Source organism: Oceanobacillus sp. MO10714A, assembly GCF_037072045.1.
GTDB classification, from domain to species: Bacteria; Bacillota; Bacilli; order Bacillales; family Amphibacillaceae; genus Oceanobacillus; species Oceanobacillus indicireducens.
Genome location: NZ_JAXHDC010000013.1, coordinates 1 through 21,099, shown reverse-complemented (window position 1 = coordinate 21,099; position 21,099 = coordinate 1). Strand labels below are relative to the sequence as shown.

At 38.1% G+C, this 21,099-nt stretch carries 23 protein-coding genes; 2 read left to right on the top strand and 21 right to left on the bottom strand.

Features of this window, described 5'->3' with window-relative positions; translation table 11 throughout:
* Nucleotides 1–170: 170 nt before the first annotated feature.
* From SPD53_RS09285 to SPD53_RS09270, 4 genes are all read right to left on the bottom strand, one after another.
* Nucleotides 171–1,229, bottom strand: coding sequence for an LLM class flavin-dependent oxidoreductase (locus SPD53_RS09285; RefSeq protein WP_156856055.1), 1,059 nt, complete (start codon nt 1,227–1,229; stop codon nt 171–173).
* Between the two features lie 239 nt (nt 1,230–1,468).
* Nucleotides 1,469–1,864 carry a MarR family transcriptional regulator gene (locus tag SPD53_RS09280; protein ID WP_188857160.1) on the bottom strand — a complete coding sequence of 132 codons (396 nt, stop codon included), beginning with the start codon at nt 1,862–1,864 and terminating at the stop codon, nt 1,469–1,471.
* A 57-nt stretch (nt 1,865–1,921) separates the two neighbouring features.
* Nucleotides 1,922–2,494: a DNA-3-methyladenine glycosylase I gene (locus SPD53_RS09275; RefSeq protein ID WP_188857161.1), complete on the bottom strand. Its 573-nt coding sequence runs from the start codon at nt 2,492–2,494 to the stop codon at nt 1,922–1,924.
* A gap of 3 nt (nt 2,495–2,497) precedes the next feature.
* Nucleotides 2,498–3,337, bottom strand: a complete 840-nt coding sequence (locus tag SPD53_RS09270; RefSeq protein ID WP_188857162.1) for a sulfurtransferase — start codon at nt 3,335–3,337, stop codon at nt 2,498–2,500.
* A gap of 185 nt (nt 3,338–3,522) precedes the next feature.
* Here SPD53_RS09270 and pepT point away from each other — a divergent pair, with 185 nt between their 5' ends.
* Nucleotides 3,523–4,764, top strand: a complete 1,242-nt coding sequence (gene pepT, locus SPD53_RS09265; protein WP_336252366.1) for a peptidase T — start codon at nt 3,523–3,525, stop codon at nt 4,762–4,764.
* 250 nt (nt 4,765–5,014) lie between these two features.
* Here pepT and rpiA read toward each other — a convergent pair whose 3' ends face one another.
* The 9 genes from rpiA to SPD53_RS09220 all read right to left on the bottom strand — a co-directional run bounded on the left by rpiA (nt 5,015) and on the right by SPD53_RS09220 (nt 13,533).
* A complete protein-coding gene (gene rpiA, locus SPD53_RS09260) occupies nt 5,015–5,686 on the bottom strand; it encodes a ribose-5-phosphate isomerase RpiA (RefSeq protein ID WP_336252365.1) in 672 nt (223 codons plus the stop codon).
* Nucleotides 5,687–6,073: 387 nt separating this feature from the next.
* Nucleotides 6,074–7,168, bottom strand: a complete 1,095-nt coding sequence (locus tag SPD53_RS09255; RefSeq protein WP_336252364.1) for a galactitol-1-phosphate 5-dehydrogenase — start codon at nt 7,166–7,168, stop codon at nt 6,074–6,076.
* Between the two features lie 35 nt (nt 7,169–7,203).
* Nucleotides 7,204–7,365, bottom strand: coding sequence for a hypothetical protein (locus tag SPD53_RS09250; protein WP_188857166.1), 162 nt, complete (start codon nt 7,363–7,365; stop codon nt 7,204–7,206).
* Between the two features lie 66 nt (nt 7,366–7,431).
* Nucleotides 7,432–8,106, bottom strand: a complete 675-nt coding sequence (gene deoC, locus SPD53_RS09245) for a deoxyribose-phosphate aldolase (RefSeq protein WP_188857167.1) — start codon at nt 8,104–8,106, stop codon at nt 7,432–7,434.
* A gap of 28 nt (nt 8,107–8,134) precedes the next feature.
* Nucleotides 8,135–9,169: a zinc-binding dehydrogenase gene (locus SPD53_RS09240; protein ID WP_188857168.1), complete on the bottom strand. Its 1,035-nt coding sequence runs from the start codon at nt 9,167–9,169 to the stop codon at nt 8,135–8,137.
* Between the two features lie 167 nt (nt 9,170–9,336).
* Entirely contained in the window at nt 9,337–10,596 is a 1,260-nt protein-coding gene (locus SPD53_RS09235) for a galactitol-specific PTS transporter subunit IIC (RefSeq protein ID WP_188857169.1), read from the bottom strand.
* 68 nt (nt 10,597–10,664) lie between these two features.
* Nucleotides 10,665–10,949: a PTS sugar transporter subunit IIB gene (locus SPD53_RS09230; protein WP_188857170.1), complete on the bottom strand. Its 285-nt coding sequence runs from the start codon at nt 10,947–10,949 to the stop codon at nt 10,665–10,667.
* Nucleotides 10,949–11,437 carry a PTS sugar transporter subunit IIA gene (locus SPD53_RS09225; protein ID WP_188857171.1) on the bottom strand — a complete coding sequence of 163 codons (489 nt, stop codon included), beginning with the start codon at nt 11,435–11,437 and terminating at the stop codon, nt 10,949–10,951. The genes SPD53_RS09230 and SPD53_RS09225 overlap by 1 nt, the downstream gene beginning before the upstream one ends.
* Before the next feature lie 32 nt (nt 11,438–11,469).
* A complete protein-coding gene (locus SPD53_RS09220; protein WP_336252363.1) occupies nt 11,470–13,533 on the bottom strand; it encodes a BglG family transcription antiterminator in 2,064 nt (687 codons plus the stop codon).
* Nucleotides 13,534–13,817: 284 nt separating this feature from the next.
* Between SPD53_RS09220 and SPD53_RS09215 the strand changes: the two genes are divergently transcribed.
* A complete protein-coding gene (locus SPD53_RS09215) occupies nt 13,818–14,843 on the top strand; it encodes a D-alanyl-D-alanine carboxypeptidase family protein (protein ID WP_336252362.1) in 1,026 nt (341 codons plus the stop codon).
* A gap of 45 nt (nt 14,844–14,888) precedes the next feature.
* Here SPD53_RS09215 and SPD53_RS09210 read toward each other — a convergent pair whose 3' ends face one another.
* The 8 genes from SPD53_RS09210 to SPD53_RS09175 form a co-directional block, all read right to left on the bottom strand.
* Nucleotides 14,889–15,254, bottom strand: coding sequence for a hypothetical protein (locus SPD53_RS09210; RefSeq protein WP_156856062.1), 366 nt, complete (start codon nt 15,252–15,254; stop codon nt 14,889–14,891).
* A gap of 209 nt (nt 15,255–15,463) precedes the next feature.
* Nucleotides 15,464–15,955, bottom strand: coding sequence for an HD domain-containing protein (locus SPD53_RS09205; RefSeq protein WP_336252361.1), 492 nt, complete (start codon nt 15,953–15,955; stop codon nt 15,464–15,466).
* 289 nt (nt 15,956–16,244) lie between these two features.
* Nucleotides 16,245–16,646: a VOC family protein gene (locus tag SPD53_RS09200; protein WP_336252360.1), complete on the bottom strand. Its 402-nt coding sequence runs from the start codon at nt 16,644–16,646 to the stop codon at nt 16,245–16,247.
* Nucleotides 16,647–17,083: 437 nt separating this feature from the next.
* A complete protein-coding gene (locus SPD53_RS09195) occupies nt 17,084–17,545 on the bottom strand; it encodes a GNAT family N-acetyltransferase (protein ID WP_336252359.1) in 462 nt (153 codons plus the stop codon).
* A 158-nt stretch (nt 17,546–17,703) separates the two neighbouring features.
* On the bottom strand, nt 17,704–18,081 hold the full coding sequence (locus tag SPD53_RS09190) for a VOC family protein (protein WP_188857187.1): 378 nt from the start codon (nt 18,079–18,081) through the stop codon (nt 17,704–17,706).
* 106 nt (nt 18,082–18,187) lie between these two features.
* Nucleotides 18,188–19,444 (bottom strand): hypothetical protein, encoded by a 1,257-nt coding sequence (locus tag SPD53_RS09185; RefSeq protein WP_336252358.1) that lies wholly within the window; start codon nt 19,442–19,444, stop codon nt 18,188–18,190.
* Nucleotides 19,441–20,136, bottom strand: a complete 696-nt coding sequence (locus SPD53_RS09180; protein ID WP_336252357.1) for an FtsX-like permease family protein — start codon at nt 20,134–20,136, stop codon at nt 19,441–19,443. The genes SPD53_RS09185 and SPD53_RS09180 overlap by 4 nt, the downstream gene beginning before the upstream one ends.
* Entirely contained in the window at nt 20,126–20,890 is a 765-nt protein-coding gene (locus tag SPD53_RS09175; protein ID WP_336252356.1) for an ABC transporter ATP-binding protein, read from the bottom strand. The genes SPD53_RS09180 and SPD53_RS09175 overlap by 11 nt, the downstream gene beginning before the upstream one ends.
* Between the last annotated feature and the right edge of the window lie 209 nt (nt 20,891–21,099).

Below are 21,099 nucleotides of genomic sequence, written 5' to 3'. Positions count from 1 at the left end.
GGCTAGCCCTGGATACCTAAGTTATTAAGGCATTTTTATTTTATACCTTCTTATCTTTTTAAAACCATATCCTTTTTCTTTTTCTGCTTGGATTTCCTCTCTCAACATAACCGTATCTACGTCCCGGCATTGGATCCTGATAGCGCAACTATCTTCACGTTTTTTCAACCTTATTTTTTCGTAGTGTATTTTTTAACAGCTGGTAAAATTTCATTCCCGATAATTTCAATATTCTTCTTCATCTTTTCTAGTGGAACACCGCCAAAGTCGAGCTGAGCCATATATCTTTGATGGTTAAACTGTTCATGTTGATACAGGATTTTCTCAATGATCTGTTGCGGACTACCGACATTGATTACACTCCTAGGGTCAACGGCTTGAGCGAATAATTGTTTCGGGAAACCTTGACCATTGGTCAGCTTCATTCCTTCATTGATGTGCGGGTAATACTCTCGTAAAGCTTCCTGTGAAGTTTCCGCCGCATAGAAAAAGGTTGTCGTCGCAACCGGGAAATCGTCTGGATTGTGGCCTGCTTGCTGTAATGACTTACGGTACACATCAATCGGCTGTTTAAAGGAAGAAACCGCTCCACCTAACATCGCCTGGCTCATCGGCACACCCTGTAATCCTGCTTTAATGGCACTCGCTGGTGTGCCGCCAACCGCTCGCCAAATCGGAAGTGATCCATCTTGCGGCCGTGGCAAAACTTTCGCATTTCGTAAAGGCGCTCGATGTTCCCCGCTCCAATTCACTATTTCCTTTTCATTAATCTCCAGTAGCAATTCAAACTTCTCTTCGAACAACTCTTCATAATCACGTAAGTCGTAACCTAATAATTCAAAAAGCCCGACCCTTGAAGCACGCCCAGCAATAATCTCCGCTCGTCCGTTTGAAATTAAATCAATCGTGGCAAAATCTTCATAGACACGAACTGGGTCCGATGTACTGATAATTGTTGACGTACTGCCAAGTTTAATCTTTTCCGTCGCTTGGGCAATTGCTGACAATATAATAGCATGGGCTTGAGTTGCGAAAAACTCTTGATGGCTTTCCCCCACTCCAATAAAGTCTAACCCCGCTTGTTCCGCCAGCTCGGCAACTTCTATAATTTCCTTTATTCGTTGCTGCGCAGAGATGCGTTCTCCTTTATGCGGGTTATATAAATGGTCCCCTAATGTGAAAATCCCGAACTCCAAACCATTATTAGGATTTATGCGATATTTTTCCATATTTATCTGTCTTCCCTTCAATTATCCATTAGCACTTCAGTTAATAACTTAACTGATATTTACCATCAGTTTAAACCTTAACTGAAGAATGAGTCAATCTTCCCGCTCAAGAACAGGCGCTGGAGCCGGGCGTGACCAGCCCTAGATATCTAAGTTTTCCATAGCATTTATATTTTATAGCTTCTTATAAACAGAAAAACGCCCTTCCAAAATAGCGATGAAGGGCACCATTGAACCTGCTATTTCTCAACTTTTCTAAGGAGATGGAGGAGTTGTTTTTTTTCCTCGATTGTTAGCTTTTTGAAATAGTCTTGTTGAAATTCCTCCAGTACTTGATTGGATTCCTTGTAGACGGTTTTCCCTTTTTCGGAGAGGGAAATATAATTTGTTTTCCAATCTTTTTCCTTTTTTATTAAATCAAGCTGCTCCAGTCTCTTAATAATCTGTGTGATATTCGCTTTGGTTACCAACAGTTGATCGGCGAGCTCTTGTTGCGATAAGGTTTTCGCCTCAGCAATTCTACTTAGGATATCGTACTGGGCATTGGTTAGATTCCAATCCTTTAAAATTCTGCTTGATCGTGCTGTATTATTTTTATAATTCCGGTAAATCCGGTACCAGAGTAAAACACTCAATTTCCTATGTCTATTTGAGTTAGACCTTGAAGAGCCTATTGCCATTTCCTCCTCCAATTATTTCGCTAAATCTTTCCTGTAAAGAAAGCAACCTTTCACATGATCGTTAACCAAGCCTGTCGCCTGCATAAAAGCATACAAAATAGTTGGTCCAGCAAAACTGAAGCCCCGCTTTTTCAAATCTTTAGCTAACGTCTCTGATTCTTTTGTCTTCGCGGGGACTTCTTCATGTTTGTTCCAATGATTAATGATCGGCTTTCCACCGACAAACCGCCAAATATAAGCATCAAAGCTGCCAAATTCATCTTGTATCTTTAAAAAGACTTGCGCATTCTTCCTAACAGATTCTATCTTTCTACGGTTACGGATGATTCCAGAATCCTGCAGCAGCTCCTCCACTTTCCAATCGGAATATTGGCTGATCACTTCCACATTGAAATCATCGAATGCTTTTCGGTAATTTTCCCGCCGTTTTAAAATTGTAATCCAGCTTAGACCAGCTTGAGCACCTTCAAGTGTAAGCATTTCGAAAAACTTCCGGTCATCATGTACAGGTATACCCCATTCTTGATCATGATATTCCATGTAAAGCGGATCATCCGTTACCCAGGAACAACGTGTTACATCCATCGCTTAATCTTCCCCGATTTCAATTTCATTTTCATCATAAGAAATCCAATCGCTGAAGCTCCCTGGATAAAGCCGCACATTCTCATACCCAGCAGCCTTCAATGCTATTATATTAACACAAGCAGAAACACCGGAACCACAGGAGACGATAATTTCATCATTTTTATCCAAATCCGAAAAATGTTGCTGCAATTCTTCTCCCTTAAGCCACTTCCCATCTGCAGAAAGAACGGCTTGCCACGGATAATTTTTCGCTCCTGGAATATGACCTGCTTTACTATAAAGCGGTTCATAATCTCCTAAGTATCTATTTTTCGCACGTGAATCAATCAATACCGCGTCTGTATCCAACTTCTCTCTCACCGTCTGCATATCAACAATTTTATCCTCATCAAAGGTTGCGGTGAATTTTTTCGGTTTAAGGGAAGGAATCGCATCCGTCACTTCATTCCCTTCCTCCACCCAGCGGGCATAGCCACCTTCTAAAATATATACCTTGTCATGGCCAAGCGCATCAAGCAACCACCAGAGCCTCGCTGCAAACATATCATTGCCTTCATCATAAATAACAACTGTTGTATCTTCATCTATCCCAATATTTCCAAGTTTTTCAATGAAATTCGGGAAGTCCGGCAATGGATGTGAACCACCATGTTTGAGTATTTTTCCTGAAAGATCTCTATTCAAATCCAAATACACTGCACCAGGAAGATGACTTTCCAGATACAATTTCCTTCCTGCATCTTCATCATCAAGCTTGAATCTTGTATCCACAATCACCGTATTATCTTGATTATTCTCTAATCGTTTCTTTAAGCGTTCCACGCTGATTAAATTCGTCATCAAAAATTCCCTCCAAATCATTTCATCCTTACCTTCATTGTAGCCGTTTCTTTATAAACAAGAAAGATTTTTATTCAAATTTTCCGATACTTAACCGGAGTCGCATTCGGCGCTTCCGTAAATGTATGCTAAACTATGGGTAATGTGATTGCTAATCAGACTATTATTAAAGGAGTGGATGCAGGATGAAAGAAGAACTAATTGAACGACTTACTACATATGCCAAAATTGACACCCAGTCGAATGAGAACTCAACGACAATCCCAACGACAAAAGGCCAACTCGAACTTGTCGACGTATTAATCCGCGAAATGAAAGCAATTGGACTAGAAGACGTGGAAGCCGACGAAAATGGTTATTTAATGGGAACACTTCCGAGCAACACAGATAAAGATGTTCCTACTATTGGATTCCTTGCTCATTTAGATACAGCAACCGACTTTACAGGCAAAAATGTTAATCCGCAAATTATCGAGAATTTCGATGGCAATGACATTACGCTGAATAAAGAACTTGGCGTAGTGCTATCTGCACAGGAGTTTCCCGAGCTCCCTAGTTATAAAGGACATACATTAATGACCACAGACGGCACAACATTGCTTGGTGCCGATAACAAAGCAGGAATCGCAGAAATCATGACAGCGATGAATTATTTGAAGCAACACCCCGAAATCGAGCACGGCCGCATTCGCGTCGCCTTTACACCAGATGAAGAAATTGGGCGCGGTCCACAACATTTTGATGTAAAGCGTTTCGATGCGACGTATGCTTACACCGTCGATGGCGGTCCACTCGGCGAATTGCAGTATGAAAGCTTTAATGCAGCAGCTGCGAAAGTAACTTTTAAAGGAAATAGTGTCCATCCAGGAACCGCCAAAAATAAAATGGTAAACTCCGGTAAGCTCGCTGTTGAATTCATTCAGAAATTCCCGGAAAAAGAAGCACCGGAACATACGGAGGGCTATGAAGGCTTCTATCATCTGATTTCCATAGAAAGTGATGTCGAAACAACAAAAGTGTACTATATTATCCGTGACCATGATAAAGATAAATTTGCGGAGAGAAAAAATACTGTAGAGCGTTTCGTCAGTGAAATGCAAGAAAAGCACGGCGCGGAAAATGTTTTGCTGGAAATGAAAGATCAGTATTACAATATGCGTGAGAAAATTGAACCGGTAAAAGAAGTAGTGGAAATCGCAAGTCAAGCGATGAAAAACCTTGATATCGAACCGATCATCGAACCAATCCGCGGCGGAACAGACGGCTCCCAACTTTCTTACATGGGCCTGCCAACTCCAAATATCTTTACCGGCGGCGAAAACTTCCACGGCAAATTCGAATACATCTCCATCGACAACATGGAAAAAGCAACCAAAACAATCATTGAAATCAGCAGACTCTTTGCCGGGACAAGGGGTCAGAGGTAGTGTCCCAGTTTGAATCCTATTGTATGATTTTTATAGGCTCGTTGCCTAAATGAATCGTTAGAAAAAGCATTCGTTCCGGGAACGAATGCTTTTTTCTAAGGCTGTAATGCTATGGGTCAGTGCCCTTTTTGGTGTGCATTTGTTGCAGAAGCGATGATCAATTATTTTTGGGACAGTGCCTCCGACCCTTTTGTCCCACTTACCCAAACTGGGACAGTGCCTCTGACCCTCTGTCCCACCATTCATTAAATTATTTCGTTATCAGTTTCGTGCTACCGTTATCTGCGACAATCACTTTCTTCGTCATATCCACAAATAAACCCGTTTCAACAACACCAACAAGCGCGATTAGTTGTTCGTGTGTCGCTACCGGATCATGGATCTCTTCAAATGCACAATCCAATATATAGTTCCCGTTATCCGTAACGAATATTTCACCAGCTTTTTCTCTCAACTTTGGTGCGCCGCCTAATTTTTCAATCTTTCGAGCGACTACTTCCCAGCCGAATGGAACGATTTCCACTGGCAAAGGAAACTTACCTAAAGTGGAAACAATTTTTGATTCATCCACAATGACAATAAACTCTTTTGCCGCTGCAGCTACAACTTTCTCACGGAATAACGCTCCACCGCCGCCTTTAATGAGTTGAAGATTGTCATCCACTTCATCCGCACCATCAATCGCAATATCGAGTTCTTGGGTATAGGAAAAATCAGTAAGCGGAATGCCGAATTCCTTTGCCCACTCATCCGTGACTTCCGAGGTGGAAATAGCTACAACATTTAATCCTTCCGCCTTCACTCTTTCTCCAAGCGCTTTCACCATATAATATACAGTCGAGCCTGAACCGAGCCCTACTTTCATTCCATCTTGAATATATTTTACTGCTTCTTGTCCTACTAGTTGTTTTGATTGGTTCATTGGATTCTTTTTCCCCTCCCGAGTCCCGCGCTACAAAGCGCCTATAAATTTATTGCATTTTTTACAGCTTTAATCTTACCTTCTATTGTACGTAATTGTAACATTTGCTCAGTTAATTTTACCATTTCTTGTAGACTGAAGTAGGGTTGATTAAATGGAATACACGTTCATTTTAACAGTATCCATCTCTTATACCAACGCTAAAGAAACCGCCTTCTTTTTTGAATTAATCTAGCATTACTAAAGTAAATTGTATTCAACTATGATAATGAATACAACATTATCTCCAACAGGAATCTAATTTAATTTAGTTTTAACTTTTACTTTTTTAAATTAATGTAAAGATACAGTTATGCGAAAAGGTTTATTTCTCTATCCTCTATTAAGTTAACTTTCTCTCATAACACCGGTTGGTTTTGAGACTGCATGTGCTCCAAGTTCTGGATAAAATAAAACCTTAATAGAATCGATCTGACGGTTAATAATTTTATCGAACATTTCTGTTCCTTCTCGCAGCTCAAGTCTATGGGAAATCATTGGATTAGACTGGATTTGTCCTGTACTCATATAATGAATGCTTGTTTTCCATTCCTTTCCTGGGAACGGTGCGGAAACTGAATTCCATGATCCATAGACTTTTAGCTCATTGCGTACAATTTTCTCAAAGTAAAAACGTTTAATATTTATATCAGCATAAGGTATACCCATAAATACAACTTCCCCACCTTTTTTCGGTAGAGCAAATACTTGTGCTGATGTTACTGGGGAGCCAGCAGATTCAACTGCTAAATCAACTCCTCGGCCATGTGTATAATCAGCTATTTGTTCATGTGCGGGTGATTCTAACGAATTTATTAATACATCCGCTCCAAGTTCTTTTGCTATTTTCAAATTATTATTGTCTATATCAATAGCATAGACTTTTCTTGCTCCAAATATTTTGGCCCATTGAACCGCTAATAAACCAATGCTCCCAACTCCCATAATTGCAACCTCTGCCCCCGGCTGTATAGTAGTACGATAGAAACCATGTGCTACTACAGAAGATGGTTCCACTAAGGCAGCTGTATCGAAATCAACATCATTTGGAAGAGCAATTAAATGACTGGCCGCTATTTTTACATACTCTGCATAAGCACCTGGATGACGAGCACCAATTACTGTTAAGTTTTCACACTGAGATGGTTGACCACTTCTACAACTTTCACATTGACCACACACGTATGTTGGGCATGCAGCCACACGATCACCCGGTAAGAAATGGGTTACTCCTGCACCTACTTCATCAACAACCCCTGAAAATTCATGTCCAAAAGTCATTCCCTCTACATAAGGCCCGAGTTTATTATATCGTGATATATCAGATCCACAAATTCCCACTGCTTTTACTTTAACAATAACATCATCTCTATTTTCAATAACAGGCTTGGGAGAATCTTCAAAACGTATATCTTTTATTCCGTAGAGATTTAACGATCTCATATCAAGACTTCCTTCCTTGCATCTAAGCTGTTCTATTAATAGTTGGTTGATTCATTCGCCTTATTTTTTTTCGTAAAAAATAATTTATAAAGAGCAAGACCAACTATTATCATGTTAAATAACATCTGATGTTCAAAATAAAAATGGCTAATCCCTCGCATTGGTCCTAACATAAAATCAAGCATTGTTTCTACCATATCTACCCCTCATTTTCTTTAAATTAATGAGTTCAGTCACTTTCCAATTAAACAACTTTCCCTTAATTAATAATTAACCTTTGAGTTTTCTCCATTGATTATAGCAACAGCACTGCTTGCACCTAAACGAGTTGCGCCAGCTGCAATAATATTCATTGCATCTTCGTAAGTCTTAACTCCCCCAGCTGCCTTTACTCCAATGTTATTGCCGGCAACTTTACGAAGAAATTTCACATCTTCAACTGTTGCGCCTCCACCGTTAAATCCAGTGGCTGTTTTTACAAAATCAGCACCAGCTTCCTTAATCAGTTCAGTTGCTATCACTTTTTCATCGTCTGTAAGTAAGGCTGTTTCAATAATAACTTTAGTCGTTAAACCTTTAGAAACTTTCACTACTTCGACAATATCTTTTTTCACTACATCATATTCACCTGATTTTAATGCACCTAAGTTAATCAACATGTCTATTTCTTCTGCACCATTCTCAATCGCTTCCTTTGTTTCTTCTACTTTTACATGAGTAGTGGCGCCACCAAGTGAAAATCCGATAGGCGCGCCCACTTTTATTCCATGCGGAGAAAGGAGTGAGTGTGCGTAAGAAATATAATACGGATTTACGAACACAGTTTTAAACCCATGCTCTATAGTTTCTTCGCAAAACTTCTTAATATCTTCTTTTGTAGCCGTTGGATCAAGTAATGTATAATCAATAATTGATGCTAAATTATCATATTTATTCAATTCTATTGACTCCCTTCATAGGTGTTTATTAATCTTCTATTGGAGTTAGCAAGACTTTAATTGCATCTCCACTTTTAATTGCGTCATATGCTTCATCCCATTGTGTAATGTTAAATTCATGTGTCACCAGTGCTTCTGCGTTTACTTTTCCTTCGTTCATTAATGCAAGAGATGGTTCCCAGTCAGCAGGTTTTTGACTTCTGCTACCTACGACTCGGATTTCTTTTTGTATAATTTTTTCTAAATCAAATTGCACTTCGGCATTAGCGAAGATGCCAACTTGAGCATATTGACCTTTTTTGCGTAAGAGATCTAAACCTTGTTTTGCAGCCGGAACAGCACCTGAACACTCGAGAACAACGTCTGCTCCATAGCTATTTGTTAATTCATTCACTAATTCATTTACATCTTGTTCCTGTGTATTGACAGCATAATCAATACCAATTTCTAATGCTTTATCCAAACGGATTTTATCATTAGTTAAACCAGTTATGATAACTCTAGCTCCACGACTTTTCGCAACCTGAGCTGCAAGTAATCCAATCGGTCCTGGGCCAATAACAACCACGAGATCACCTTGATTAATTTCGATATTCTCAATAGCATGATAGGTACATGCCAATGGCTCTGTCATCGCAGCTGAACGATAATCCACATTATCTGGAAGACGATGAACACTTTCTTTTCGGGCGATTACATATTTCGTAAATCCACCGTCTTGTTGCGTACCGAGTCCCTTACGATAATTACAGAGATTATAATCACCAGATTGACAATACTTACACACACCGCAAATATAAAAAGTAGTTTCAGAAGTCACACGATCGCCAACATTTAACTCATTAACTCCCTCACCAAGCTCCACTATTTCGCCAGAAAATTCATGTCCTAACGTCACCGGAGCCTTTACTTTGTAATATCCTTCATACGTATGAATATCTGAACCACAAATACCAGCGTATTTTACTTCGATTTTAACTTGATCTTTCCCTGGGGATGGTTCCGGTTTATCTTTAATTTCTAAATGACCAAATCCTAACTCTGTTTTTACAAGTGCTTTCACGGCAAATCCTCCTTAAAATAAATATGGAACGCTCTCCGATTACCAGATGATCGTTCCATAATTGTCATCTCTTCATCTGGACCTGCTATATCATTACTGTCGATTTAAGGTTTTCGAAGAGTTAATATTAAATATTAATATTTACCAATTTAACTACGTCATTTCATTTAATTAAAAATTCCAAATATCTTCCAGATAATCCAGTTTATTAAGTTACCACCCTGGTCAATACTAGATATCATCGCGGATCCTTCTGGTAAGTTGACTTCAGCTGAAATTGCCATATCTGTCATAATTGGGGCAATATCGGTTGCCATATAAAGTGAGAACCCTATCATAATCGTTCCAACAATCACAGAGTGAATAATATTACCTTTAGAAGCACCGACAATAAATGCAATGACGAACGGGATTGTTGCTAAGTCAGCAAAGGGAAGTACTGCGTTACCTGGTAATATGACCGCTAAAATCACTGTAATTGGTGTCAAGATTAAGGCTGTAGCGATTACAGATGGATGACCTAAAAGAACTGCGGCATCAAGTCCAATTGTAATATCGCTTTCACCAAATCGTTTATTTAACCAGCTACGCGCGGATTCAGATACAGGCATAAGACCTTCCATTAATATCTTAACCATACGAGGCATCAATACCATAACAGCTGCCATAGACATACCTATGTTAATAACTTCACCAACACCATATCCTGCTAATACGCCAATCGCAGCGCCAAGAATCAATCCCATAATCATTGAATCTCCGAATACCCCAAAACGCTTTTGGATAGAATCTGGGTCTGCATTTAATTTATTTAAACCAGGTATCCTTTGAAGTAATTTCACTAAAGGAATAAATGGTGCATATGAAATTGTACTGCCAGTAGCAACTGATACACCCGGCATTTCATAAAAGTCACGAACCATAGGAGTTGTCCAATCGGCAATTTTCAAACATGCAATTTGGAAAATAACAGCCGCAATTAGTCCCTGAATAACACTACCAGATATGGTATATACTAAAGCTGCCATAAATGTATAATGCCAATAATTCCAAATATCTACATTCATTACTTTGGTGGTTTTTGTTATAAGCATTACAACGTTAACTACTAACCCTAAAGGAATAATAAATGCCGCTACTACGGATGCCCAGGCAATAGATGAAGTCGCCGGCCAGCCAATATCAATTACATTCAAATCGACACCTAGTCGTTGAACCATTGATTGAGCTGCAGGACCTAGGTTAAGTGTCAACAAATCGATTACTAAGAAGATACCAACAAACGCTACACCAATTGTTATACCTGAACGAAATGCTTTACCAGGTTTTTGGCCAAAAAACAAACCTAAAATGAATATAGCTACAGGCAGAATTACCGTTGCTCCCAAATCTAAGAAAGCTTGCAAAAAATCTACAAATGTTTGCATTTTTGTAATAGCCCCCTATCATGCTTATTACCTCGGCTTTTCAAGAATAGAAAAGCCGAGACTATTATTTACTTTTTAAGTTCTTTCAAAATACGTTTCTTTGTATCTTCTATACCGACGCCAGTAAGAAATGATTGTGCGTTGATCACTGGGAATCTATACTCTTTTTTCGTCATTGCAGTAGTTACTAATAAATCAGCTGTTTCTTCATACGAAGGTACCTCAGCAATTTTGATTTGAACTAGGTCAACATCAATATTGTTATTTTTAGCCATCTCTTCTATTGCACTGTTTACTACAGTAGAAGTTGCAATACCTGCACCACATGCTACTAGTACTTGTTTTTTCGCCATTATTTTTCACCTCCTTCAAATGCAATACTTACTAATTTCTTCTCTAGCAAATTTTTAATGTTTATTTTATTCGTTTGACGAATAATGTATTTCAGTGTGTCTTCTTCTTGAAAAATCTGCATGAGCCGTTGTAATAATACTAGCTGAGAATCCGCTTCATCCATCGCTAACATGAATACTAATTGGACGGGGATTGTTTCACTATCATCCCCCATAATTTTAAAATCAACAGGTTGTTTCAGAACGGCAACACTTATAGTTTTTTTAATAACATGTTCTACATCAGTATGAGGAATAGCAACTGATACCCCAGCAGTTGGAAGCCCTGTTGCATATTCTTCTTCGCGTGTCATAATTGCAGAGATGAAGCTTTCCTTCACTAACCCATGATTCACTAAATTTTTTGCTATTATTTCTAAAACTTGTGTATCTGTCTCTCCCTCTACATCCAATAGAATGACAGATTCATCAAATACTAAATCACTCATATTTACACCTCGGTATATTAATTAAAAATAAATTATTCATCGGAATAACTGGATAAAATTTCATATACCTCATCAGTTGATTTGGCATTTATCACTTCATTCCGATCTTCATCAGAACCCGATAAATTCATAAGCTGCATTAAAGCACGTAGATGTTGTTGCTTATCCTCTGCAGCGATGATAATAATGAGCTGAATTCGATTGGTCTGAAGATAATCCACTCCATCCCGAACTCTCAGCAAGCTCATTCCAACTTTATGAACACCGTCGTCTGGAGCTGCATGTGGAATTGCCATACCCGGACCAATGATGATATATGAATCTTGTAAACTATATTGAATCATGGTTTCTACATAGCTTTTATCAATATTTCCGTTTTTGACCAATGGATTTGCAGCGATTCGAACAGCATCTTCCCATGAAGAAACAGTATTCCTTAATATAATCCTATCCGGTGTTATCATTTCATTTAGGTTCAATTCATCACTTTCTTGAACTTGCTTGATAATGGCTGAATTATCATCGCGTTTAAAATAACCTTCTAATGCTCTAGCTAACTCTTTTTCATTCCGAATCGCTGCATGGTTAGATATGATCTCAACTACTTGATTAATATCAATGTCGTTCGGAACATATCCATGGATCTCAAGCATGACTTGATTTCGCAAACGATTCCTTTCTTCCTGACCAAGAAATGTTTTTGTGACAAAAAGCTTTTTCTCTGTTTCAATATATATTGGAGAAAATACTACATCAAAATCTAATGGATAATGAAGGTATTCACGGACCGACAGAAAGTCTAAAAACACAAATTCTGGAAATAACTCTCGCAACTCGTTAAACAAAATCCTGGAAACAGAAACACCTTGTGGGCAAACAACAATTGCTTTGACCTTCTTATCTATGCTCTCCCCTTGACGGTTCATCCAACCACCAATTAACATTGTGATGAAAGCAATTTCATTGTCTGGTATTGTTTCACCAATTAGGTCTTCTAACGGACCAATTGAACGTTTAACTAAATGATGTAACTCTTTAAATTGTGAACTTAACTTCCCTTGCATGTGAACGATACTGTCCGTCAGATGATATTTGATCCGGTAATATGCTGGCTTAATATGTTGAAACAATTTATCTAGTAACTGGTCCCTATCTTTTAAATAAATGCATGCACTCTTTTCAAATTGTCTAAGCATGTTATCGATAGCCGGAAATAGATTTGGTATTGTTTCCTCCATTACAAGATTTGAAGAGAATATACTCGCTGTTAATAAATGTAAGGTGATGAATACCCTTTCTGACTTTTCGATATTCTTGTAACCATAGAGCAACTCTTCTGTTGCTTGGTATTCTTTTGTATTAGACAGTTCTTCATACTCTATGGGAAAAGTTTCAATAACATAGCCCTGTTCAACTCTTCTCAGGATAAGCAGTAAAATTAGCGGCATCGTTTTCAATTTTTCATCCGTAAATCTTAAGCTTAGTTCATTTTCCACTTTTATAATTCGATTCGTGAATTCTTCAATCTCACGAGAATGAAGAAAAGCAATTTCCTTAAATCTTGTTTCTCCATTACTCATTTGCAACACTTGGTAAGTGATATAAATAAGAAGTTTACGAATTTGAAATTCCTTTCCTTCTATTAAATAACCATGCTTTCTTGAGTAGCGAATATCCAGGTGATAATTATTTATTAATTCCTGAGCTTGTTTCAAATCACTTAAAATTGTGTTCTTACTAACGTCTAAATCAATCGTAAAATGATTTAATGATAGTTCTTCCTTGGAGCTTAACAACATCAGTAAAATAAGATACACACGTTGTTCTTCAGTTAGAATATTCGGATCTGAAACAGGCATTATATTTTCATTGGTAGCTAATTCTGTAAAGATGGCTTGATTAATAACAAATCGTCCTTGCCTGGTTCTTTCTATAATTGGAAGATCATTTAATTCGAGCCATTCATTAATCTTCTTGATGCTATAACCTAATTGTCTTTTGGTTAAGTTATACTTCTTTTCAATTGATGCACTAGTTATGCTCGGATTACTAATTAATTCATTTAGAATCTTTGTACTCCTATCACCAAGCCCCAACGTTCTCCCTCCTACATATATAATCTTAACATCGTTCCAAGCAATAATGGTCACGCTTTCATCGCAAAGTGTCGGACAATCATTGTACAATGTTGTGATTTACAAAGAACATTCAAGAATTCGAATTACATGCTCATGTTCACAACTCAATCGTACTTAACGGATTATTCCATTTAAAGCTAATACGTATGTTTTAATTATCTTTCCCACCTTGCTCTCCCTCGTTTCCTATGAGAAAATGTAGGATGCTAACCACTTAAATTACGTAGATTGTAGGGATTAGAATGAAACGGAAGTCTATTATAATTGCCTTATTTACATTGCTATTATTACTAGCCGCTTGTACGGACGGCGAAGAAACATCTAATCATTCATCTGATTCGGAAGCAGCAAAAGAAACGGAAAAAGATGTTAAAGTGAATGATGAGGATGTTGCATCCCCAGCTGGTGAATTGCAAAAACTGGATGAAGGAGAAGCTGTAGCTCAACTGCAAGCAGACTTGGAAAAAATCGGCTACACACTCCCAATAGACGGCGTTTATTCGGATGTAACGACCTGGGCAATTACAGATATTCAATTACAACTGGATGATTTATATGTAACAGGTGTATATGATGAAGCAACTCAGGCTGCCATGGAAAATATCTTAGAAGGAAAACTCACAATCGAAGTAGGAGCGGGCCTCCCACCACTTGCCGAACCAGTAACAACAGACAGTGGATCGCTTGTCGTTGGTAATCCATATGACCAGCTTGCCATCATAAATAAAGAGAATGCTTTGCCGGAAGACTATGAGCCCCATGACCTTGTCGTCCCGGATGTAAGGTTCCCATTTGAAGAAGATTTACCGAAAAAACAATTACGCGCACCGGCTGCGGAAGCGTTAGAAGCATTGTTCAGTGAAGCAGAAGCAGCGGGATATGAACTGTTTGCCCAGTCCGGTTATCGAGGCTATGATACCCAAGTCTCCCTGTTCAAGGCATATGCGGATGAACATGGTGAAGAGGAAGCGAACATCTTCAGTGCACGCCCTGGAGAATCCGAACATCAGACCGGGCTTGCCATGGATATTACGAGTGAAAGTGTCTCCTATCAGTTGACAACCGATTTTGGAGAAACTCCTGAAGGACAATGGGTCGCCGAAAATGCCCACACATTCGGTTTTATCATCCGCTACGAGGAAGGTAAGGAAGATGTAACACAATACCAATTTGAACCATGGCATTTACGTTACGTCGGAGTAAAAGCGGCAACGGAAATGGTCGAGAATAACCTAACAATGGAAGAATATTTTGCAGAAAATGAATAAAGAAAACGAAAAGCTCGGAGTGTCCGTCAGAAGGCACTCCGAGCTTTATTCCATGTAAAAAGCTGATAAGTTATAATTATCTTTGCTGAACCACCGGTACGGAACACTCTTCTTCTGCATAGAAACCCAGTATTCATCTCCAATATATATATCTTCCCAAACAATATTAATAGGCACTCGTTTGTTATCAGCATCAAAAAAAATAGCATCATTGAGATGAACATTTACCTCTTCTTCTGTATCTAATCTCGTGACGGATATTCTGTAGCCGTCATCATTCAGTTCTTTCTCTTCTACCCGCACCATTCCGAAGTAGGAACTATCACTGGATAAAAGTGGCAAAACAACGAAAACTATAAGCAGAGGAAAAATTATATAAATGAAAAGCTTCTTTAGAACGGAAGATTTCATACCTACTAACCCCCAAAATTTCACTACTTATACCACCAATAAAATTGTACCATTGTTACGGGAGTTGTATCAATCAAAATAAAAAGCCCGAACAAACAGTTTACCTTATGCGTCACGCATCCTGTTCATTCGGACTTTTTATCACTTTATTCGATTCTAATTTAACTAACACCTCGAGCCTCTTTCCCCTCATGCAAATCCTTGTTGATCTATACATCAAGCGCACGAATTCGCAGAAGTGCATTTTCAAAGTCAATCTCCCTATAATGATGATTGCCTCCACCTTCTTCATCCGCTTCGTCAGCCATGGCGACAACTCGCTGAAGCGGTTCAAGTTCCAGCTGTCCATTCGGCAAGTATGAATCCGTATGGAGCAAGATAGCAATCGCTATTTTCTTCGCTGCGTGACGATCTTCACCCAGTCTGATTAATAATTTATGCGCCCGGCTTGCACCCTTTATCGCATGGATATCATTTTCTTTATAAAGGTCATAATCCCATTCACCATCTCGATACCAGGTGTAATGACCAATATCATGAAGGAGCGCCGCTTTTGTTGCATAATCCGCATCCACTTCAAACCGTTTTGCAAAAATATAAGCATACTCCGTTACAGCTACAGCGTGAGCAATCCCTGAACGCTCGAGATACTTCTGGGTAATTGGATGCAGGAAGACTTCTTCTAGTGTAATTCTTCTCATCGGATAACCTCCTTCTATTACTAAATATCATCCAGTATCTTCCTTAAATCCTTTAACGTTTTAATGCTAAATTCCTGCAACTATATCATATTTTACATCATTTTTCAATAGGCACATGCCTGGAGCAGCTATAGAAGTAATCTTTTATTCAGAAACGTTTTATACGGAAAAATCACTTATTCATGATTGGTGATTTTTAAACGCTTGCCTTTTCATTATTCTGGTGCTTTTCAACACGTTCGAACCGTTTTTAAATAGTTGTACAATCATATCCGTAATCGGCGTTACCTCAATAATCGGGGGCCACAAGCTCCACTTTAATCCTATCCGGATCTTCGAAGTACACGGCATAGTGGTTTTCTCCCCCAGCAAAGGGATGTTTCTCCGGATAAAGAATATTTATTCCTCTGTCTTGTAATTTATCCGTCATTTCATCTACGTGCCGACGTGAGTTTGCATAAAACGCCAAGTGATTAAGTCCCACCCGGCATCTATGATATGGGGTATCAAGAAACCTATCTTCCGCCTGTACAAACACAATATAGGTTTGATCTATTTTCCAGCTTTGTCCATTTTCCCATTCTTGAAAAGAAGTATAGCCTAAATCTTTTAGAAACCAGCCCCAAAAATCTACTGTCTTTTTTAAATCTGATACATATAGTTCAATGTGGTGTATCAATCCTTTTGACATGGAAAGTCCCCCCTATTGCCGGTTAAGTAAATAAGAAATTTTCATTCTAAATCAATTAAAATCTAATCAAGCTGTCTTATTTTATGAGTGTTATTATCGTAGAAATTACAAAATAAGTTATTATCCCTAATACAAATATCGCAATATTACTTTTGGTAACAATGGTTCTGATGATTTCATTCGGAGCGCTAATCGTAGCTATTCTGTCATTTCCAAATAAAAAATAACCACCCTAGCCTGACGAGCTAATTTAAGGTAGTTATTTTATCACTGTATATTGAGTCGCCCCCTTGAAGGGCTATTGCACTAGACCGTTTGGCGTTGGCGCGCCAGACGATTTCTATCATGTTACGCTTTTCTATATATATTATACCCCATTTTTTTAAACTGACATAATAATTTCGACAGTAATAACTCCCGCTAAAGAATCAGTTACTTCACAACAATAATTTCAAAATAAATTGTTCACCAATAGGACCGTTTTTTCTCCTGCCTGTATCTGTAAACCCAACTCCTGCATACAGGCTCTGCGCAGGAATATTTTTATGATTAACCGCTAATACAATCTCGTCACAATCCGGAAATTCAGTTTTAACAAAATCACGCAGCAGGAACATAGCTTGTTTAGCATATCCTTTCCCTTGCTTTGCATAGCTAACCGATAATGCCGTTAATAACATCGCGTTAGGATTATCGGAGTACTCCTTTACACGTTCCGTCTCGTGCAATAAAAAGAAGCCTACAGGTTCATCTTCATCTAGTATAACAATTCGATGTTGCCCTTCAATCTCCTCTAAAATCTTACTTGGTAATGCAGTGAATTGTGCTTGTTCTTCAGGTAGCTCAAAAGAATTTAACTCCTCTACATACTTACTTGAAAAAGGTTTTAATGTAACCATAGTCGGTATTCCCCTCTGTTTTTCTATATCTTAACATACAGAACATACATTCACGAACGTCTGTACTTCAGTCTTTTCATGATAAAAACTGTTCAACAATCCTGTTGTTTTACTGAACAATTCCATCCTACTCGTTTAAGTATACGATCTCACAAATCTCACTTAGAAGTAATCCTTATAAAATACCCATCCGGATCAGCCACTTTAAAGCCCCTCATCTCCCACGGATATTTCTCCACTTCCACCTCAATTGGGTAATTGTTGTCCAGACATCGCTGGTACACCTCTTCCAGTTCGTCTACAACAATAATCATTTCAAAGCCATTTCCTTTAATCTCACTTTTAGCTTTATTATTAAAGTAATGCTTATCTCCCAACACCTCTTCAGCAGTAAGCAACAATGAAAAGCAATCATAATTAAATCGTGCACCCCGTTTACTCCTGCCATACAACTCTAACCCGATAATGTTTTCATAGAAGTTTAAGGATTCCTCAATGTCCTTTACGTACAATTCATTCCTAAATAGAATACTCATTTTTCATTCATTCCTCCTCAAATTATTTAATTAAATTTCCTCAAAATATTGTTAGTTACTAAAAATGGGCTTCATTTATTTAATAACACTTGTTGAAAAATTAGAATTATTCCTCCCTAAAACCAGCAATCTCCATAAACATCTTTCGCTTGGCATAAATAAGAAAAATTATTAAAATCACAAAGTAAATTCCGGCAATCAAGAGAAACTGGAACAAAATCCCCGGGTTTGCTAACACGCCTCCTATATCTGTTGCCATCGCAACAAGATATAACAATGCAATTATTAACCCGAGTAAGGTCGGCAGCATAAATATGGTCGTGATTTCCCGGGATACTAATCCTTTCACTTCTTTACTTGTAATTCCATTGCGAAACAGCTTGCGGATTCTCAGTTCCTCTTTATCAATTTCTGAAAATAATTGAATGTACAGCAGAAGAAAGGAACCGATAAAGAATAAAACGCTTAAAAAGATCGCCACGAAAAAATGAATACCTTCTGAATTCATGCGGTTTGAATAATCACTCACCAGAGAATCAACGTAAAAAAGTTCCTCTTCCGGAAGAATATTTTCAACATTCAAATTCGGAGTAGTGGCGTTATAACTTTTAAAAGCTTGTTCCAATGCAAAAACTGCTTCTTCCGAGTCCTTCCAATCTTTAACATTAATGAAATGGGCTGTTGCTTCAAGCCCATCTAAATTACCCTTCAACGTTTCTAGTTCCGCATCGTTTATAATAAAAAACTCATCCAAATAATTAAAGCGTTTCTCCCCAATTACTTTAGTATAATCATAAAGGATTTCTTCTCCATCAATTGAGAAACGTAATTCCCTACCATAGGATATACTTTCAGGATCCTCCGTACTGATATTTAAATGATAGATTAATTCCTTACCCTGCAATTCAAATCCACTTGCAGTCACCTCATTGAATGCGCTAAGAGGCATAAAGGTAACCGTATAAGGATAACCATCATCATCCCATTCAAATTTAAAATAGACTGGGATAGTAAAATGCTCCTCTACAGGATTTTCATATTCATCAAAAATTGCATGAACTTCATCTGCAGGTAAATTATTTTTACTGTCCGTCGAAATAAACGCGATTGTATAAGGATTTCTTTCGATGGCTTCTTTTCCAGTCTCCGTATAGCCGTAAAATACAATTGTGCTATATAGAAGTGTGGTCATCACCATAATAGTAACGAGTATCATAATCGAGGTAAATTGTTTATATTTATGATCAATGCTCGTCCAATAAAGCAATCCACCATAGTAAAGTTTCTTATTCTTTTTAATGAGTCCGATAAAAAAAGAGGTCAAATGTTTTAAAGCAATATACAGACCGATAAAAGTTATCATCGCCCAAAGCATGAGATATTCACCGCCATCAGGATCGGTATACGTAACAAAAAGTCCAATAATGGACCAACGACAAATGCTACTCCAATCCCTCCGATAGCCGGATGTTTAAACGCCGTATTTTCCGTCATTTTTTCCGTTTTCAAGTTCTCCATAATATCTCTATTCATCGTTAAGTAAAGGGATTGTGCTATCGATACAATAAAGACGAGCATGAAAGCACCGATGGAATAGATGAACATGTCTGCATTAAGATGAAAGGCAACTTCCTGAATACCTGTTCCTTTCAATAACAACCAAAAAAAGAACCGAGAAAAAAATGTCCCTGCTCCAATTCCAATGATGATCGCTATTACAGCAATTATGCTATTTTCTATTAGCACTAGTTTGCTAATATCGCGTTTCGTCATCCCTAGTGTCATAAGTAGACCAAACTCACTCCGCCTTTTCTTCATGAAAATTTGATGAGCATAGCTGATGAAAAATACGGTAAACACAATAAGTGCAGCTCCCGGTATTGCTAGAAGACTTTGGATCCCTTCTATTTCCTTCAATGCAACAAGTTGTTCATTAAAATAAACTGTCATAAACATAAAGAAAAAAAGGATAGCCAAGCTATTACATGCAAGATAAAAAAGATATTTCTTGTAATGATACTTCGCCATTTTCCAGACGACTTTGTTAAATGTCATCCTGCCTCCCCCCTAAGAGAGCGAGATGATTCATGATATCATCCAGAAAAGCTTTCCGATCCGATTTTTTCTCTAGGTGTGAATGAACGGACCCGTCCCTTATAAAGATAACCTTCTCGCAATAGCTTGCAGCGAAAACATCATGTGTTACTAGAAGTATAGTGGTTGACAACTCTTGTACCACTTTTTTCAAACATTCCATAATGACGGTAGAAGACTTGGAATCCAAATTCCCTGTCGGTTCATCCGCAAATATAATCTGTGGTTCATTTGCCAATGCACGGCTAACGGCTGTTCGTTGCTGTTGTCCACCTGAGATATGGTAGGGATATTTATTTAAAATCGCTTCAATATCAAAGAGACTTGCCAGTTCCTGTACCTTCTTTTCCATTTCTGGTCCGCTTTTCTTTTCGAGTATCATCGGCAGTATAATATTTTCTTTTACCGTTAAACTTTCCAATAGATTGAAGTCCTGAAAGACAAATCCTAACTTTCTACGACGAAACCGCGCCAAAGCATCTCCGGTCATTTCATTCAACTTTTGACCTTCTATAAAGATCTCTCCAGAAGTTGGCTTATCAATTCCACTCAATATGTTTAGCAAGGTTGTTTTCCCACTGCCTGAAGGCCCCATAATCGCAACAAATTCTCCTTCCGACACAGAAAGGTTGATACCATTTAATGCAGTCGTTGACCCTTCATCATTGGCTTTCCCATAAACTTTTACGATGTTTTTAGCTTCTAAAATTTTCATCGCTATTCCCTTCTTTTCTTCCTCTGAATTCCTGTTACTACTTATGTGATTTGTTTATCTCTTTATAAGTTAAATTAGTCTTCATTTTAAAATTGGAATAATCAACTTCATTAAGCTCAAGTAAAGTAATTATCTAAATTATTTACTACATAAATCAACTCCAAAACCTTCAAATCTGCCATTCCTTTTTTGCAAGATTATAATAAATT

Bases quoted from the DNA above. Each gene is read 5' to 3' on its own strand.
- SPD53_RS09285 (WP_156856055.1), bottom strand. From the start codon at position 1,229: ATGGAAAAATATCGCATAAATCCTAATAATGGTTTGGAGTTCGGGATT.
- SPD53_RS09275 (WP_188857161.1), bottom strand. From the start codon at position 2,494: ATGGATGTAACACGTTGTTCCTGGGTAACGGATGATCCGCTTTACATG.
- SPD53_RS09270 (WP_188857162.1), bottom strand. From the start codon at position 3,337: ATGACGAATTTAATCAGCGTGGAACGCTTAAAGAAACGATTAGAGAAT.
- pepT (WP_336252366.1), top strand. From the start codon at position 3,523: ATGAAAGAAGAACTAATTGAACGACTTACTACATATGCCAAAATTGAC.
- rpiA (WP_336252365.1), bottom strand. From the start codon at position 5,686: ATGAACCAATCAAAACAACTAGTAGGACAAGAAGCAGTAAAATATATT.
- SPD53_RS09255 (WP_336252364.1), bottom strand. From the start codon at position 7,168: ATGAGATCGTTAAATCTCTACGGAATAAAAGATATACGTTTTGAAGAT.
- SPD53_RS09250 (WP_188857166.1), bottom strand. From the start codon at position 7,365: ATGGTAGAAACAATGCTTGATTTTATGTTAGGACCAATGCGAGGGATT.
- SPD53_RS09235 (WP_188857169.1), bottom strand. From the start codon at position 10,596: ATGCAAACATTTGTAGATTTTTTGCAAGCTTTCTTAGATTTGGGAGCA.
- SPD53_RS09230 (WP_188857170.1), bottom strand. From the start codon at position 10,949: ATGGCGAAAAAACAAGTACTAGTAGCATGTGGTGCAGGTATTGCAACT.
- SPD53_RS09225 (WP_188857171.1), bottom strand. From the start codon at position 11,437: ATGAGTGATTTAGTATTTGATGAATCTGTCATTCTATTGGATGTAGAG.
- SPD53_RS09215 (WP_336252362.1), top strand. From the start codon at position 13,818: ATGAAACGGAAGTCTATTATAATTGCCTTATTTACATTGCTATTATTA.
- SPD53_RS09210 (WP_156856062.1), bottom strand. From the start codon at position 15,254: ATGAAATCTTCCGTTCTAAAGAAGCTTTTCATTTATATAATTTTTCCT.
- SPD53_RS09205 (WP_336252361.1), bottom strand. From the start codon at position 15,955: ATGAGAAGAATTACACTAGAAGAAGTCTTCCTGCATCCAATTACCCAG.
- SPD53_RS09200 (WP_336252360.1), bottom strand. From the start codon at position 16,646: ATGTCAAAAGGATTGATACACCACATTGAACTATATGTATCAGATTTA.
- SPD53_RS09195 (WP_336252359.1), bottom strand. From the start codon at position 17,545: ATGGTTACATTAAAACCTTTTTCAAGTAAGTATGTAGAGGAGTTAAAT.
- SPD53_RS09190 (WP_188857187.1), bottom strand. From the start codon at position 18,081: ATGAGTATTCTATTTAGGAATGAATTGTACGTAAAGGACATTGAGGAA.
- SPD53_RS09185 (WP_336252358.1), bottom strand. From the start codon at position 19,444: ATGATAACTTTTATCGGTCTGTATATTGCTTTAAAACATTTGACCTCT.
- SPD53_RS09180 (WP_336252357.1), bottom strand. From the start codon at position 20,136: ATGACATTTAACAAAGTCGTCTGGAAAATGGCGAAGTATCATTACAAG.
- SPD53_RS09175 (WP_336252356.1), bottom strand. From the start codon at position 20,890: ATGAAAATTTTAGAAGCTAAAAACATCGTAAAAGTTTATGGGAAAGCC.